The 17075-nt window shown below is 50.4% G+C and carries 14 protein-coding genes and 1 tRNA gene; 7 read left to right on the top strand and 8 right to left on the bottom strand.

Annotated elements, in window-relative coordinates; translation table 11 throughout:
- Positions 1-99: 99 nt before the first annotated feature.
- Positions 100-1053, top strand: coding sequence for a LysR family transcriptional regulator (locus AB1I67_RS03905; protein WP_367028518.1), 954 nt, complete (start codon positions 100-102; stop codon positions 1051-1053).
- 36 nt (positions 1054-1089) lie between these two features.
- On the opposite strand, the gene AB1I67_RS03910 is transcribed toward AB1I67_RS03905, so the two are convergent.
- The 8 genes from AB1I67_RS03910 to AB1I67_RS03945 all read right to left on the bottom strand — a co-directional run bounded on the left by AB1I67_RS03910 (position 1090) and on the right by AB1I67_RS03945 (position 10228).
- Complete coding sequence (locus tag AB1I67_RS03910; protein WP_367028519.1) at positions 1090-1974, bottom strand: alpha/beta hydrolase; 885 nt, start codon at positions 1972-1974, stop codon at positions 1090-1092.
- A 178-nt stretch (positions 1975-2152) separates the two neighbouring features.
- Positions 2153-2872, bottom strand: a complete 720-nt coding sequence (locus AB1I67_RS03915; RefSeq protein WP_367028520.1) for a hypothetical protein — start codon at positions 2870-2872, stop codon at positions 2153-2155.
- A 104-nt stretch (positions 2873-2976) separates the two neighbouring features.
- Positions 2977-5547, bottom strand: a complete 2571-nt coding sequence (locus AB1I67_RS03920; RefSeq protein WP_367028521.1) for an FtsX-like permease family protein — start codon at positions 5545-5547, stop codon at positions 2977-2979.
- Positions 5548-5560: 13 nt separating this feature from the next.
- On the bottom strand, positions 5561-6226 hold the full coding sequence (locus AB1I67_RS03925) for an ABC transporter ATP-binding protein (protein WP_367028522.1): 666 nt from the start codon (positions 6224-6226) through the stop codon (positions 5561-5563).
- Positions 6223-7317: a HAMP domain-containing sensor histidine kinase gene (locus tag AB1I67_RS03930; RefSeq protein WP_367028523.1), complete on the bottom strand. Its 1095-nt coding sequence runs from the start codon at positions 7315-7317 to the stop codon at positions 6223-6225. Before AB1I67_RS03930 ends, AB1I67_RS03925 begins: the two co-directional genes overlap by 4 nt.
- Positions 7314-7997: a response regulator transcription factor gene (locus AB1I67_RS03935; protein WP_367028524.1), complete on the bottom strand. Its 684-nt coding sequence runs from the start codon at positions 7995-7997 to the stop codon at positions 7314-7316. The genes AB1I67_RS03930 and AB1I67_RS03935 overlap by 4 nt, the downstream gene beginning before the upstream one ends.
- A gap of 217 nt (positions 7998-8214) precedes the next feature.
- Positions 8215-8288, bottom strand: a tRNA-Arg gene (locus AB1I67_RS03940).
- Positions 8289-8383: 95 nt separating this feature from the next.
- Positions 8384-10228: a sigma 54-interacting transcriptional regulator gene (locus AB1I67_RS03945; protein WP_367028525.1), complete on the bottom strand. Its 1845-nt coding sequence runs from the start codon at positions 10226-10228 to the stop codon at positions 8384-8386.
- 321 nt (positions 10229-10549) lie between these two features.
- Here AB1I67_RS03945 and AB1I67_RS03950 point away from each other — a divergent pair, with 321 nt between their 5' ends.
- Genes AB1I67_RS03950 through AB1I67_RS03975 form a run of 6 tightly spaced genes read left to right on the top strand, consistent with a single transcriptional unit; the run spans position 10550 to position 17059 of the window.
- The gene (locus AB1I67_RS03950; protein WP_367028526.1) at positions 10550-11731 is read left to right on the top strand and encodes an acyl-CoA dehydrogenase family protein; all 1182 of its coding nucleotides are present in this window, start codon (positions 10550-10552) and stop codon (positions 11729-11731) included.
- A gap of 16 nt (positions 11732-11747) precedes the next feature.
- Positions 11748-12548 (top strand): acryloyl-CoA reductase electron transfer subunit gamma, encoded by an 801-nt coding sequence (gene acrB / locus AB1I67_RS03955; RefSeq protein ID WP_367028527.1) that lies wholly within the window; start codon positions 11748-11750, stop codon positions 12546-12548.
- Between the two features lie 13 nt (positions 12549-12561).
- Positions 12562-13671 carry an acryloyl-CoA reductase electron transfer subunit beta gene (gene acrA / locus AB1I67_RS03960; RefSeq protein WP_367028528.1) on the top strand — a complete coding sequence of 370 codons (1110 nt, stop codon included), beginning with the start codon at positions 12562-12564 and terminating at the stop codon, positions 13669-13671.
- A gap of 14 nt (positions 13672-13685) precedes the next feature.
- Entirely contained in the window at positions 13686-14453 is a 768-nt protein-coding gene (locus AB1I67_RS03965; RefSeq protein ID WP_367028529.1) for an enoyl-CoA hydratase/isomerase family protein, read from the top strand.
- 27 nt (positions 14454-14480) lie between these two features.
- On the top strand, positions 14481-15695 hold the full coding sequence (locus tag AB1I67_RS03970; protein ID WP_367028530.1) for a CoA transferase: 1215 nt from the start codon (positions 14481-14483) through the stop codon (positions 15693-15695).
- Positions 15696-15742: 47 nt separating this feature from the next.
- Positions 15743-17059, top strand: coding sequence for an SLC13 family permease (locus AB1I67_RS03975; RefSeq protein WP_367028531.1), 1317 nt, complete (start codon positions 15743-15745; stop codon positions 17057-17059).
- Positions 17060-17075 lie beyond the last annotated feature (16 nt).

Here is a 17075-nt window from a genome sequence, read left to right on the forward strand (position 1 = left end):
TTTTCTTGATTATATTTTCTCTGTGCTATATAATCAAATTTATAGAATTAATTTCACTATAAATTTAATTTATATTACTTTTGGGATGGTACCGCGAATATGACCAATGAAATGAGATATATCTACGAAATTTACAAATTAAAAAGCTTCTCCAAAGCTGCAGAGAAGCTCTTTATCACCCAGCCCGCACTCAGTATCAGCGTGCAGAAGGTGGAACAGGCCCTGGGAACGCCCATATTTTACCGCAATCACAAGTCCCTGGCCCTGACAGAGGCCGGAAAAAAGTATATTGAAGCGATCGAGCGGATCGATACCATCGAAAAGGATCTCTCCTGTGAGATCAATGATCTGATGTCCGTGAATACAGGTTCTCTTGCCATCGGCGGGACCCAGTATATCAATTCCTACATTTTACCGCCCGTCATTGGCTATTTTACACAAAAACACCCCAATGTTTCCTTAAAAATCATCGAAAATCCGTCAAATCGACTTTTGGATTCCCTGGAAGATGGGGTTATCGATCTCACCTACAACTGCGGAGACATGGATAAGGATAAGTTTACCTCCTGTTTTGCCTTCCGCGACCGGGTCCTTTTAGCCGTCCCCCGGCATTTTGTGTCCATTGAAGCGCTGCCCTACGCGCTGTCCCGGGACGATGTGCTCTTAAACACCCCGGTGATGCCGATGAGGCCTTATGTATCCCTGAACCTGTTTTCCGACATCCCGTTCATTCTCCTGACGACAGAAAACAACCTGTATGAGCGGAGCATTGCTTTTTTGGAGGAAGCCGGGATCAGCCCTGTGATCGCCCTGGAGACCAGCCAGCTTGTGACCGCTTACCGGCTCTGCTGCAGCGGCATCGGAGCCACCTTTATCAGCTCCTATCTGGTATCGGAGTCCTCCCCTCAGAATGTGGTCTACTTTAAAATAGACTCCCCGCTGTCTGTACGGAACTTTCACGCCGTCCTGAATAAAAAGCGCTATGTCTCCTTTGCAGTCCGCGCGTTTATCGACGCGTTCAACCAGATCCACGGAGAGGATGGCTTAAGCTGAAGCGCCTTTGGCATAGCTTTCTGCGGACCCGTCATTTTACACGTTCCCCAGGACAAAACGGATCTCCGTAAACAGGCGTTGCTGGGCCTCCTCCCACTCCCCCTGCTGGTTGATGATAAAGCCATGGCCGCTTTGGGGATAATAATGCACCGCAGCCTTCACGCCTGCATCACAAAGCCTGCAAAACATCTGCAGGTTTTCACTGCGCAGTTCGTCCAGGCCACATTCGATGATCAGCGTCTGCGGCAAGCCCGCAAGCTCCTCCGTAGCCGCCCGCAGAGGCGAAATATCAATCCTCTCCGGATCCGCCTGATCCAGATAGCAGGCATTGTAAAACTTATACCGGTCCCTCCGCTCCTGCCGGCATTCATCCGGTTTGTCGTCCGGGTCTGTCGCCATGTCAAGGACGCTGTAGCATACCGCCTGACCCAACGGCCTGAGCGGCGAATCTTTCAGGCGCAGAGCGGTGGCAAAGGCGCAGTTTCCCCCGGAGCTCTGCCCGCAGAGCATATACCGGTCCGGCAGCAGCCCCAGCTCCGCCGCGTGTTCATGCAGATACTGGATCACCGCCTCGATCTCCTCCAGCGCGTATGGATAGGGATACTGCGGCGCAAGATGATAGTCTATGGAGACTACCGCACAGCCGACGGCATACGCCATCCGCCGTGAGAACAGGATATCCCGCAGGGCGTGCTCCCTCACCATGCCGCCTCCATGGATATTCACTACGTACGGGACCGGATCTGTGATCCCGTTTGCTTTGATCAGATAGAAATGGACATCCGCAAATCCGTTCAGATCCAGTTGGAACTCCTGCAGCGTTGTACACCCGTCCATATCATAGATCCCCTCAAACATAAATGATGCCGGCGGATTCGCACGAAGCTCATCCGCCATCCTGCACAGCTCTTCTCTTGTCATGTCTCTTCCCCTTCTTTTACACGGATATTTTATATCCCCATTACATTGCAAAAGCAATCTGCGCAATTATCATACCACAGAGCATTGATTCAAACAATACGGCGCCAACAGGTGAGAACATTTTCTGGTCAGAGGCTTTATTCAACAGCCCGGCAAGCGATTCCCAAAGAATTCTGTATTAGTACTGTCCACGGTAAAGCTCCGCTGCCTTCTGTGGATTCTGGAAAGCATCATAGTCATTTCCCTCAAACCTAAAATGCCGTGCAGTTATGCTTCCGGGGTTTCTTCCGGTGAGCGTCTCAACAATCTCCGTGCCCACATCAGCCATGCATTTCACATACAGCATATTCCCGTCTGACTTTACAACAAAAATGCCCGGGTCATAGCCTGGAAGCGCTGATTCTTCATACCAGATCACCGCCACATCCACAATCCGCATAACACCCTGGAAAAGCCTGCCAGGCAGACGCAGCCAGTTCTTTGTCAAAAAACCGACTTTGTCAAAATCCTTTTCTTTTGTTGGCCGCAATGTCAGGGACAACAGCAGGGAATCCGGCTGGCGGCATTCTCTGTAAAATTCCTGAATCTCTCCAACGCTGTAGCCGCTGTCCTTGGCGGTCATCTCTGCAACGGAGGCGCCTGTTTTTGTTATCAGCTTCCCTCCGAATCCGGCCAGGACAATGCCTGAAAGCACACAGCCTGCGGTCACTGTCATCCAGAGCCCATCGCTCTCATAGATGATATGGAGTAGAAAATGGTTGGCAATGCCCATCGCCAGCACCCCGATTCCCAGAATCAAAAGACCAGCACCCTCATTTTTCATTTTACTCTTTTTGTTAAGTTCCTCCTCTGACCACAGCAGTTCTTTTTCCAATGCCTTTGTCATTGATGTAATCATATTCGTATTTTCCTTTCTTAAATGTTTTCCTGACTAACGTTTTCTTCTGATTATCCCGATTACTTCCTCCTTCCTGCACTACGTCATGCCGGGACCATTGATACTTACCCCTGCCGCAGCCGTTCCATAATACTGGCCTTTGCGGTCCCCCGGTACAAAAGGGCGGGAATAACCATCGTCAGCAGAAGCAAAAACGGGTACACGACCAACATCGGCCAGAAAATAAACCGGTAGGTAAAAAACCAGATCCTGCTGGCGATGGCCCGCACGGCGACAACGGAAAAGAGTGTACCGGTCACAGCCGAGGCGATGATAGTACCGGCAGCATAATATACTCCTTCCCAGACGAGCATTCTCTTTAATTGTTTTCCAGTCATGCCAATGCTCTGCAGCATGGCAAACTCCCTGCGGCGGGTGACAATGCTGGTCAGGACCGAATTGACAAAGTTTGCGATTCCGATGAAACCGATGATGACGCTCAGTGCACCGCCGATGATGACGATCAGGGAGGTCAGGTCATGGAACGAGCGGATATAGGTTTCCCTGGAATCATAATTCATGGTAGGCTCCACGTCCTCCACATAGCTGTTTAAAAATGCCTCCATCTCCGCCGACCTGCCATCTTTTACATCAAAGGGGAAGCTGACCATATGGGGGGTCTCGCAAAGGGACAGGAACTGTCCGGTGGGCAGATAAAAACGGGCGGCGCCGGTGCTGCGGGTCGTATCCGTGTTTTCGTTGACCCGTACCTTTGCCATCACCGTCAGGTCGAAGGTACCGTCAATGGTGCTGGTCAGCCCGTCCTTCGCCACATGATGAAACCGGATGGTGTCCCCAGGCTGGATGGCCGGATTATCGATCACATTGCCCATGTCGTCACAGGCCAGACCATAGAGTACATAGCCCCCGCCATCCAGCGCCTCCCAGTCAGGCGTTCCCCCGACCACCTCCATCGATTCCAGCAGGTAATCGTCTGCGCCAAAAAACTGGACATAGGGGTTGCCCTTTTCGTCTCTGTTATAATTTGATACGGCTCCGGTCTCTGCGGAGAATGCTTCCTCCAACGTCCTTGTACTGTACAGGCCTCCTCCGTCTTCAAAAGCGTCATGCTGCCTGACCGCCTCTACAAAGGAGGTTGTCAGCTCCATGTCACTGGTCTCAAACTTATAATGAAAGTAATCGGCAGTGGAGATGACAAAATCCCTGCCCACAAACTTCTCTACATACTTTTCAATATCAAAACCGCCGGACAAGGTGAACACCGTACCCCACAGCACCAGGCTCAGGGTCATGGAAAGGATCACCAACAGAGTGCGCTTCCGGTTCCTTCCCAGATTAGAAAATGCCATGCGGTAAATCTTCGCTCCGGCTGTGGATTTTTTGGTCGGAGCGGCCTTACTTTGCAATGCCCCGGCGTCGCTTTCCGTGTAACGGACTGCCTCGATGGGGGAGACGGAGCCTGCGATTTTCGCAGGCCTCCGGACGCTGATCCATACCGTCAGGAAGGCAAAAGCGGCCGCTCCTATAAAGATGAGGGGATTGGCAGACGCCTTGACGCCCGCGTCCGCACTGTAAACAGTGCCGTTCATTAAAAAGGGAATCAGCGCCTTGCCAATCAGGAACCCGGTCAGCAGGCCCATGGGGATACCGATGACCGAAAGTCCCATGGCCTGCCGGTTGATGAGCTGTCTGATCTGACGGCTGGTGGTTCCCAGGGTCTTTAACTGTCCGTAGGACTGGATATCCTGGATGACGGAAATCTGAAAAATATTGTATATGATCAGATACCCCGTCACCATAATCAGCAAAACTCCGGCAAAGCCTGACAGGAACAGCTCCGGATTCTCCAGTAAGCCGCCATTCTGGTAGGCGGGGCTTACCCTTGCGGTCACATACTGCTCATCGGTCGGGCTTGCGCCCATGGTGTCGCAGGTATATCCGGTTTCTGAAAGCAGCTGATGCAGCTTCGGCTCCACCGCCCCGCCTTTGCCAAACATCACATAGGCCGCCACGATTCCAGAATAGTCGTTGTCCTCCGGGTAGGTATAGGCAAGCTTCTGAGCATTGGCGTCCACAAAGGCTTTGGATACGATCAGACGGCCGATGCCGCTTAACGTGTCGGTCTCCCAGAATCCGCACAGGGTAAAATCGGTGGTGTACTGCGTGCCCTTGATCTCATATGAAAGCGGGACCGTCTGCCCCACCTGTGCCGGTACACCCAGGGTCTCCAGGGTTCTGGTATCCGCTATGATCTCATCTTCCGCCTGGGGCCTGCGCCCTGTCGTGGGCGAATAGCGGGCAAACTGAAGCGCCGTATCATCCATATACCACAGCTCAGAGCGCCACTTTTCCATGCCGGGATACCGGAGGCGGTAGGAAACCGCTTTGGTATAGGCGATTTTCTCAATCAGTGGGTGGTCCTTTACGTCCTCGTACACCTGGTCGTTTATAAAGTTCAAAACTACCTGGCCATCGCCGCCCTGCCTGCGGATATTCTGATCCTGCATGGTGTCCATGAGGCCGGAGCCCAGGGTGAAAATGACCGTAAACAGAAGCGTAGTCAGCATTGTAGCGACGACTGCGATCATATTCCGGCTTTTTTCGGCCTGAAAATAACGGGCAGACAACCGCTTGATGACGGGGTCGTTGTTATTGCCAAATAAGATATCCTTCATCGGTCCACCCTCCTTATCCTGCGATTTTTCCGTCCTCAATCCGGATGATGCGGTCGGCCAGCTGAGCAATTTCATTGTTATGGGTAATCATCACAAGGGTCTGGTGAAACTTCCGGCTGGTGGTTTTCAGCAGACCTAAAACGTCGCTGCTTGTCCGGCTGTCCAGATTGCCGGTCGGCTCATCGGCCAGGATAATGGCGGGCTTTGAAATGAGCGCCCGGGCAATGGCCACACGCTGCTGCTGTCCGCCGGAAAGATGGCCCGGCATACTCTCAAGCTTATCCTCCAGAGCCAGCAGATGCACAATTTCCTCCAGATACATCCGGTCCGCCTGATCACCGTCCAGCTCTACAGGCAGAACGATATTTTCATAGACATTCAGTACGGGAACCAGGTTATAATTTTGAAAAACAAAACCGATATTGCGTCTGCGGAAGATGGTCAGCTGCTCATCCTTCATCTGGGACAGCTCCTTGCCCCTCACCACAACGCTTCCAGAGGTAGGGACATCCAGGCCACCCATCATATGCAGCAGCGTAGATTTGCCGCTGCCGGAGGTGCCCACAATGGCAGCGAACTCCCCCTGTTCCATAGAGAGGGTCACGCCGTCCAGCGCCTTGGTGACGTTCGACCCGGTGCCGTAATATTTTTTCAAGTCGGTCACTTGTAAGATGCTCATGGAAACTGCCATCCTTTCTCGTTGATGGTATGATTATAAGGGGCAATCCTCGCAGAAATGTCACGGCATGGCAGGAACACGGAAAAAGTGGAGCCCTGCCCCGGGCTGGACAATACGAGGATATACCCTCCCTGCATGGTGATGATCTCCCGGGCCAGATACAGGCCGATCCCGATGCCCTCCACCTCCCGTACCGTTTCCTCCCGGTAAAACCGCTTAAAGACGGCTCCCTGGTTTTGCTCGGCAATCCCTTTTCCTGTGTCGGCAATATCTATTTTCAGGTACATTTCCTGTTTCTCAACTGAGACGCAGATCCTGCCGCCAGAGGGCGTGTATTTTACGGCGTTGTCCAAAAGATTGAACAGCGCCTCACCGGTCCACTTCCGGTCATGGGATACACACAGCTTTTCCCCACAATCCACCCGGACCTCTATGCGCTTTTTCTCTGCACTCAGCAGGATACCGCCCAGCGCCGCCGCCAGCGTATCATAGATAGGCTGCTCCTTTTTCTCCAGGGAAATGACCCCCGTCTCCAGCCGGGAGGTCTTGATCATGGCCTGCATGAGGAAATCCAGCTTATCCAACTCTCCCCCAACCGCCTGTAAAAACTCCTTTTGCTTTTCCTCCGGGACAGGCTCCTCTAAAAGGGTGGCATTCACCATCTTCAGATTGGCAATCGGCGTTTTTACCTGGTGGGCAATATCGGAGATCAGCTCCTGCAGCTCGGCCCGTTCTTCTGCAACGCTGTGCCGGTTTTCCTCCATGATTTCATACAGGCGGATCAGACGGTGATTGATTTTGTAGAACAGGCTTTCTTCCGCTTCCATCTCCGGCAGCTCCATCTTTCCCGCCGTCATATCATCCATCAATGTGCACAGACGGCCTGAGAACCCGGTCAGCTTCCTGCGCAGGGCTGCAATCAAAAAGACGGCCCACAAAAGAACCATCAGGAGAAACACTAGGGTACACCAGACTGCCGCCATATTTCTTGTCAGATGATACAGCACTGCAATAAATGCCGCAGACAGCATCAAAAGGACCGCGGCCGCTTCTGCACAGATCTGATTGACGGAGAGCTTTTGAAAGGTCATTTGTTCATCCCTCCGATCCACAGATAGCCCATGCCATACACAGTTTTGATGTATGAAAACCCGTTACCCTCGATCTTACCCCGGATACGGCTGATGGCCGAGGTCAGGGCGTGTTCGTCCACATAATTCTCATCTGCATCCCACAGCTTTTCCAGAAGCACCTGCCTCGTGAGTACGATCTGCGGGTTTTTCGTCAATACCTTCAGCAGCCGGTATTCCAACGGCGTAAAAGAAATCGTCTGTCCCGCCAGGACGGCGCTCATCTCCGTAAAGTTGATCAGCAGATTTCCATCATCAAAACAGTCTCCCCCAGACTGTTTTTGCATCCGTGAGAGCAGGGCTGCCACTTTTTTACGGAATACGCTAATGGGAAATGGCTTTGTCACATAGTCGTCCGCCCCCAGCTCAAAGCCCCGGAGCATGTCGCCCTCCATGTCCCGGGCCGTCAGAAAGATAACCGCAGTGTCGGGACGGCGTTCCTTTAACTCCCGGCAAAAATCAAATCCATCCCCATCCGGCAGGTTTACATCCAGCACAGCCAGATCATAGTCCTGCTTTCCGCAAAGCAGTTCCGCCTCCGCTTTCGTCATGGCAGAGTCTGCCCTGTACCCTGCGGCAGAAAGGTTGTAACAAAGCGTACGATTCAAAAGCCGGTCATCCTCCACCACTAATATCCTCATACAAATTTCCTCCCCCTATTTGAATTATAATACCAGGAAAATGTCACAGAAATCTCACGACGGCTGTGTCGTTTTATTTATATTACCCTGAAAGGGCGGTTCTCACAATAGACACTTAAAGCTGCTCTCGGCAAAATAAAAAGCAGCTATACATTTTTACACAGTCAAAAAAAATAGTCAAACCCTTGATCTTCAAGGATTTGACTATTTCTCAAAACGTTCCTGAGCGGATTCGAACCGCTGGCCTTCCGCTTAGGAGGCGGACGCTCTATCCTGCTGAGCTACAGAAACATGGTCTCCGGCGCTTTGCCGGACCATTATTTATTATATTCGTAAAACACGGGTACGTCAAGAGTTTTTGTTTTTTTACATTGCAGCGCAAAAAATCATTGGGAGATCCCGAATTTCTCCACATAGCGGTATAAAGTTTTTCTTGAGATCCCAAGTCTTCTGGCTGTTTCTGTCTTATTAAACCGGCAGGAGCTGAGTGCGTCTTCAATAATCTCTTTCGTGAGAAGTCGGGTGCCCGGCTCCAGATAATTTTCATAGCTTTCATAGGTGTGGGGCAGTGTGCCGGAGCTCCCCATATAGTCAATGATCTGATGGGGAGTGATTTCTTCAATATGAGAATAGATCTGAATAATCCCCTCCATTGTATTCCGCAATTCCCTCACGTTTCCATTCCACGCAAGCCTGGAAACCAGGCGCTTGGCGGAAGAAGAAAGAGAGATTTCCTGCTCTATGCCATTGTTTTCCCGAAACTGTGATACAAAATGTTCAGCCAGAATGGGAATATCCGCAGACCGCTCCCGAAGAGGCGGAATCCGCAGATGCAGTGTGTTTAGCAAATAATAAAGGTCTGGGCGGAATTTTTTTTCCAAAGTTAAGGATACCAGATCCGCACTGGAGGCCGCGATGATCTTTACATCGGCGGTAATTAATTTATGCTTCAAAATGTAGGTTTTTGTTTCGATAAACTGCAGGAGCGCCGACTGCACGCTTAAAGGAAGGGCCTCAATATCATTAATGAGAATGGTTCCATTGTTGGCAAGCTCAAGAAGCCCTGTCGCATCCAGCATATCATCATCTTCTGAATCCGGATTGCCAAACAGAGTCTGGGAAAGCATTTCAGCGGGATAGGCCGCGCAGTTGACCACCACAAAAGGTCCCTTTGCCCGGCTGCCTGCATTGTGGATGCATTGGGCCAATATATCTTTTCCGGTCCCGGTCTCTCCGATAATCAGCACATTGTTATCCGTCCGCGCGATCGCCTTTGCTTTGCGCGCAGTATTAAGCAGAGCCGGAGACTGACCGACGATATTTTCAAAAGTGGTGTCAGCCTTGTAACCGATATTTCTGGAGATACGTGTGAGAAGGCTGCGGCGTGACACAACATAAATATGAATACCGCGGATAGACAAATCTTCTCTCCAATATGGATCTGTGGTAATCTGATAAGTCTCTGTCCGTCCATGGACACTGATATCAACCATCTGGTTATTGACCATCCGGTTTTCAGAAATAATCCTCCAAAACTCCTGATTGAACGGAAGGGGATCAAAAAAACTTTCCGCCGGACAAAAAGAAATATCCTTCTCAGGAATGTCAAAAAGATTAAAAATATTGGAATCATGGTAAATAATAAACTTTTTTCCTGTTGCCATATTGATATCGATCGTAATCATGCCGTTCTCCTCGGAGTAGCATGCCTTATTTAAAGACTGCGCCATAAAAAGATGCAGAGAAACATCATTGGATGCGGCAATGGCCGTCAGGAGCAGATTGCCTTCCTGATGGGCGGAATCTGTGATCAGGGCAATCCCGCCTATGGCATAGATTTCACTATCCTGCTCTGCCCCTTTGGCCGTACAGGGGGAGAAAAACACAGATAAACCCTTTAAAGAAGGAAGTAAAAGAGGGATATCAGCTGAGGAAAACACCCGGTCCTTTTCAAGCCCTTCTGAAACCGGATTCTTCCCAATAGCATCCGCAGACCAATCTGTCATGCGCTTTAAGCCATACTGGCTTTGCAGGGCGGACAATGATTCAGGCGCACCGTAGAGCTTCAGCAGGCAGGCGTTGCTGTCAAACAGGGCAAGGAGCGTGTGGTCAGGAAGATAGCCTGTAAGCAGTGCGGCAAGGCGGTTGGTATAAGCATAGAGCTGAATAGAACGTCTCTTTGCTTCCGCCAGACTATAAGCCTGAAATTCCGGTAAAATCTTTGCTTTCATAGAAACCTCCTCATTTGAAATCCTTAGGACAACAACGTTGGAAACTGGATACATGGTACCACAAATGGGGCGAAACATGACACACTATATGACACACTTTGTGTCGTTCATATTTAACATAGTTAAAAATAAAACAAAATATTTTGGTAATATCACACAAAAATAAGCCCAGAAGCAAAAGGAAAACTTTGATCAATTCACAAAAACAACAAAAACCTGGAAATGTTTTCCAGTCATTGCAATGACACAATTGTGAATGATAAAATTCTAACATAGAAACAGGAAATCAGCAAGCCTGTAAACAAGAATAGGAGGCAGAATATGGATTTTAGTCTGACGAGAGAGCAGGAAATGGTCCGCAGGATGGCAAGCGAATTTGCTGAAAAATTTTGTGAGCCCGAGGCTGCTGCAATTGATGAGAGTCATGAATTTCCTATGGAAACATGGAAAAAGATGCAGCAGTACGGACTTCTTAGAATCAATCATGCAAGAGAATATGGCGGAACAGGGTTAGATCCTGTTGCAGAGATGATCGTTATTGAGGAGCTTTCCAAAGCAAGCCTGACTCATGGAGCGATCTATGCGCTGCTCGGAAATGGATTTCCAACTTTTGTGGAACTGTTCGGGACAAAGGAGCAGAAGGAAAAATATGTGACGGCGGTACTGGAGCAGGGTGATATCGGTTCCTTTGAAATGACAGAGCCAGATGCCGGATCAGATGCCGGAGGCGTACATACCACATCAACCAAAGACGGCGATGATTATATTATCAACGGCGCTAAATGCTTTATCACCGCAGGAAATATTGCAAAATATCACCTGGTAGTATGCCAGGCAGACGCAAAAGCAGGTGAAAGGGGGTTCAACGGTTTTATTGTAGAAAGTGGTACTCCGGGTCTTACCATCGGGAAAATTGAAAATAAGATGGGAATACGCGCGCTCCCCACGGCTGAGGTGATCTACGAGGACGTAAGAGTTTCAAAAGAACAGATGTTAGGCGGTCCAGGCGCAGTCGGAAAAATGATGAAATTTGCGCTGGGCACATTGGATGCAGCGAGGATTGGAACAGGTGCACAGGCGCTTGGGGTTGCAACAGCGGCATTTGAAAAGGCGCTTTCCTATTCGGGAGAGAGGGTGCAGTTTGGAAAGCCAATCAATGCAAACCAGGGAATCAAATGGTATCTTGCCGAAATGGCCGGAAAGCTCGACATGGCAAGGCTTCTGATTTACCGCGCAGCATGGCTGGAAAGCCAGGGAAAACCATTTTCCAAGGAAGCGGCTATGGCGAAGCTTTACGCCACCGGCTTCGGACGTGAGATTGTAAATGATGCGCTGCAGATCCATGGAGGCTACGGCTATGTTCACGATTATCCTTTAGAGCGCATGTACCGCGATATCAAGATCACAGAGATATACGAAGGCTCATCGGAGATCATGAAAGTAGTCATTGCAAACAATCTGATTCCAAGGGCGCCGAAAAAGAAAGATAAGAAAGCAAAATGACAGGAGGTGTGTGAGCATGAGAATTATTGTTTGTGTAAAACAGGTACCGGATACATCGGGCAGGGTTGCTGTAAGAGAGGACGGGACTTTAGACCGCGCTTCTATGGCAACGATCCTGAATCCGGATGACAGGAATGCCGTTGAAGCTGCACTGGAGATAAAGGATAAGGAAGGCGCGCAGGTCACCGTCATTTCCATGGGGCCGCCGCCTGCGGAAAAGATGCTGAGAGAAATCCTGGCAATGGGAGCCGACGATGCAGTGCTGGTATCCGGACGCGAATTTGGCGGATCAGATACCTATGCCACCTCCCAGATCCTTGCTGCAGCCATTCATAAGTTGGGCCTGGGAAAAGAAGACCTGGTGATCTGCGGGCGGCAGGCCATTGACGGAGATACCGCTCAGGTAGGACCTCAGATCGCAGAGAAATTGCAGATTCCCCAGGTAACCTATGCTTCGGATATACAGAAGGAGGGGAACACGCTGATCGTGAAGCGGATGCTGGAGGATGGTTATATGACGATCCGCGTGACTGCTCCGTGCCTTCTGACCTGCATTAAAGAGCTGAACAATCCGCGGCTGATGAATGCCAGGGATATCTATGAAGCATATCAGAAACCCCTGACTGTCTTCGATTATGAAAGCCTTGCAGACGAACCGCTGATTGATAAGACAACGATCGGACTAAAGGGTTCACCGACAAATATCTATAAAAGCTTCACACCGCCGCTAAAAGGCGTGGGTATGATGTTGGACGGTGCGGATAAAGAAACATGTAAAACGCTGGCAGGACTTCTTTCAGCGAAACATCTAATCTGAGGAGGAAAAGGATATGACCAATTATGACAGCTCAGATATTGCTGCTTTCAAAGATGTCTGGGTATTTTGCGAACAGAGGGACAGCAAACTGATGACGACGGATTTTGAACTGCTGTCAAAGGGACGCGATCTGGCAGATGAACTGAATGGAAAGCTGGTGGGCGTGATCCTGGGGGATAACGTAAGCGAAATCGTACAGGAGCTTGGCGGATATGGTGCAGATGAGGTCCTGGCAGCAGAGCACCCGCTGCTGAAAGACTATACCACGGATGGCTATACAAAGGTTCTCTGCGATTTGATCCAGGAACGAAAACCTGAGATCTTCCTGGTAGGTGCCACAACAATAGGACGCGACCTGGGACCGAGATGTGCGGCGCGCCTCCATACAGGGCTTTGCGCAGACTGCACCCATCTGGATGTGGATGTTAGAAATTATGTGGAATTTTTAAGAAACTCATCCACTCTGGATGTGGACAGCATGAACTGGGATTATGAAGAGAAAAATCTGAAGATGACACGGCCAGCTTTCGGCGGGCATCTGATGGCGACCATAATCTGCCCCAGATTCCGCCCGTGTATGGCGACCGTACGCCCAGGTGTTATGAAAAAATCCGCCTTTGATCCGGAAAAAGCAAAGCAGGTGACCATCACCCGCATTATACCGGAGCTAACCAAAGAAGATATCAAAGCAGAGGTCGTAGAAGTTGTTAAGGCGGCAAAAAAAATGGTGGATCTGATTGGCGCAGAAGTCGTGGTCGCCGTGGGAAGGGGTATTTCCAAAGACGTAAGAAAAGGACTGGAACTGGCCCAGGCACTGGCAGACGAACTTGGCGGTGTGGTAGGCGGGTCAAGAGTTGCCGTGGATTCAGGATGGCTGTCTGCCGATCATCAGGTAGGGCAGACAGGAAAAACGGTGCATCCGAAGCTCTATGTGGCACTTGGGATCTCCGGCGCCATCCAGCACAAGGTGGGAATGCAGGATGCTGAATGCATTGTCGCAGTAAACAAAAGTGAGACTGCTTCCGTTTTTGAGTTTGCCGATTACGGCATCTGCGGCGATTTGTTCCAGGTAGCGCCGATGCTGATCGAAGCGGTCCGTGAGGAAAAAAACAGAAAACTATAAAAGGAGCGTAAGCTATGGAATACAAAGACATTATTTTTGAAAAGAAGGACGGCTATGCCATTATCACTTTTAATCGTCCCAAGGAATTGAATCCTTTGAACGCCAATATGAAAAAGGAATTGTCAGAGGCTTTGACGGCGGTTGAGGAGGACTCTGATATCGGAGGAGTGATCATTGCAGGAGCCGGCAGGGCGTTTATGGCCGGTACGGACTTAAATGAGATCGACACGGCAAGAACAGCTGCGGATACCGTGGAAATGTCTGTACATGGACAGGAGCTGATGAACAAGATCGAGCGGCTGAAAAAACCGGTTATTGCAGCAATTCACGGGTACGCCCTGGGCGGCGGTGCAGAGCTGGCTCTGGCCTGTGATCTAAGGGTCGCTTCCTGGGATGCGGTGTTTGGAATGCCGGAAGCAGATTTAGGCGTGGCCCCCTGCTACGGCGGAACCCAACGGCTGGCAAGGCTCTGCGGTGCAGGCGCAGCAAAGGACCTTTTGCTGACAGCCCGCCAGGTACCCGCCGATGAGTGCCTGCGCATGGGTATTTTTAACCGTGTAGTGGAGAAACGTGCGGAGATACAGGAAGCGGAAAAGGTAATGAAACAGATTATCCGCAATGGTCCGGAGGCATTGACTGTATGCAAGAGGCTGGTAGATGAAGGCCTGGATATGAGCTTTGAAGAGGGGCTTAAGCTGGAGGCAGATCTAAACGGATATCTGGCTGAGACAGATTTTGCAAAAGCAAAGGTCGCAGAATTTCAGAACAGACATAAGCATTAAAAATAAAAATTAAAAGGAGGAATCAAGATGACGAATCGACCGTTGGAGGGTGTGAAGGTTGTGGATTTTACAGTGGCAGGCGCAGGTCCGGCCGCTGCAAAGATGCTTGCAGACTGGGGTGCTGACGTGATTAAGATTGAGCCGCTCCAGGGAGAAAATGGACGCTTTACAGGCGCGACCCTGGGAATGAGGGCAGATGAAGAGCAGAATCCCCATGAAGAGATGAAGGACGGAAACAAGCGGGGAATCGCAGTGAATCTGAAAGATCCGCGGGGTCAGGAACTGGTAGACAAGCTCCTGGGCGAAGCCAATATCTTTCTTTCCAACTACCGTGAGCGGGCCTTAAAAAAACTGGGACTGGATTATGAGACCATGTCTGAAAAGCACCCGCATATTATCTGGGGGATCTTAACCGGATTTGGTACAGAAGGACCAGTAGCGGGCAATCCCGGATTTGATACCGTTGCGTTCTGGGCGCGCTCCGGGGCTATGATCGACCTTTGCGAGAACGGTGAGGTTCCGCTGACACCGCCTTTCGGTCTCGGAGATTTCGGCACGGCGGGAACTCTGGCCGGTGCGCTGGCTGCCTGTCTCTACCAGCAGATGAAGACCGGAAAAGGGGAAAAGGTCATGGTTTCCCTTTACGGACAGGCGATCTGGGACAACGGATGCTGCATCCAGGCAGAATATCATGGCAACCACTGGCCGAAGAGCCGCCTGAATCCGGATAGCCCTCTTCGCAATACATATAAATGTAAGGACGGCACATGGACTATGATCTCGGTATTGGATTATGCACGTTTCTACGCGCCGTTCATGGAGACAGTAGGCAGGGCAGACTTGATCGGGGATGAAAGATTCAACACGGAAGAATCCATGAGGCATCACAAAAAGGAACTGATGGATATTCTGGATCCGATATTCCTGAGCAAAGACTATGCCGAGTGGGACCAGCTCCTTACAGACCACGATATTGCCCATGACCGCATCAACCATATGATTGATACAATTACAGACGAGCAGGCGCTGGCTAATAACTTCATCTACAAATATAAGAACCGGGACGGCTCCGAAGACTTGATCGTTTCCACTCCCGTAAAATTTGGAAAACCGGATGAGATTGCCCATAGGAATGCCCCCCTGATCGGTGAGCATACGGCAGAGGTTATGAAGTCCCTTGGTTATACAGATGCGGATATCAAAGCCTGGGCGGCAGACGGGGCAATAGGCGTGCACAAATAGAAGCGAAACCGTTACGGTAAATAAATAAAAGGAAAGAAGGCTCTTATATGGAAATAGTAAGTATTATTGGCATGATCGCCGCATTGTGTCTGCTGTCTTACATGGTTATGAAGGGCATCAATATATATGTGGCTGCAATTGTGTGCTCCATGGTAGTCGCCCTGACCGGTCAGATCCCGGCATTCGATGCGCTCCAGACTAATTACATGGGCGGCTTTACCGGATTCTTTGGCGGAAACTTCCTCATCTTTGTAGCCGGTGCCCTGATGGGGCAGGTGTATGAGAAAACCAACGGCGCGAAGGCGATCGCACGGCTGATCATCGGACTGCTTGGGAAAAAGGCGTCCATGATCGCGGTTCCCATTGCAATCGGTATTCTGACCTATGGCGGTATTGCAGGTTTTGTTGTATGCTTTGCCGTATTCCCTATCGCTCTTGAAATTTACCGGCAGGCAGATATTCCAAGACGTTTCATTCCGGGCGTTATTGTATTTTCCTGCTGTACCTTCTCCGGCATTGGCCCCGGCAATCCTCAGGTAGGGAACGTGGTCCTTCAGAATGCATTTGGAACCTCGCTGATGGCGGGAGCTACGGTTGGTTTTATCTGTACAGGTGTTACCCTTGTGGTCGGTCTGGTCATTCTCAACGTTATGGTAAACCGTGCGTGGGAGAAGGGGGAGCACTTTGTGGCAAAAGAGCAGGACAAGTTTGATGATGACGCTGTATGTCCCAATGGCTGGATCGCCTTGATCCCACTGGCTATCTCTCTGGTACTGATCAATGTAAAGGTGGGTGGAAAACAGCTTGTCCCCACAGCCTTTGGTGTTGCCTTTGGAGCTCTGCTCGCCTACATCATGCTGAGAAAATACAAAACCTCTGAAGAGGGACCGGTGACGCTCGCCGGAAACGGGATCAAAAATGCCGTATCCGCCGCAGCCAATACCTCCGCGGTGGTAGGCTTTGGATCTGTTGTAAAGGCTGCCGTCGGTTTTCCGGTACTCTGCTCAGCAATTGAAAATATACCTGGACCGCCTCTGGTCGCAGTTGCACTGGCAACCACTTTGATCGCAGGTATCTGCGGCTCCGGCTCTGGCGGACTGGGCATTGCAGCACCTATTTTGAAACCGATCTTTGTTGACGGCCTTGGAATCAATATCAACGTGCTGCACAGAATGATGCTGATCGCATCCTCAGGTTTGGATTCTCTGCCGCACAATGGTTTCGTTGTTACGGTTATCAACGGTGTGTGCGGAGAGACACACAAGGATGCCTACATGCCGGTATTCTGGCTTACGGTTATCACCCCGTTAATCGCAACAGTAGTCGGTATTATCCTGTTTACCCTGTTCCCCATGTGGCCATAAAACAGTTTGTAAAGCG

Origin of the sequence: Clostridium sp. AN503 (genome assembly GCF_040719375.1) — a bacterium.
Classification (GTDB): Bacteria; Bacillota; Clostridia; order Lachnospirales; family Lachnospiraceae; genus Brotaphodocola.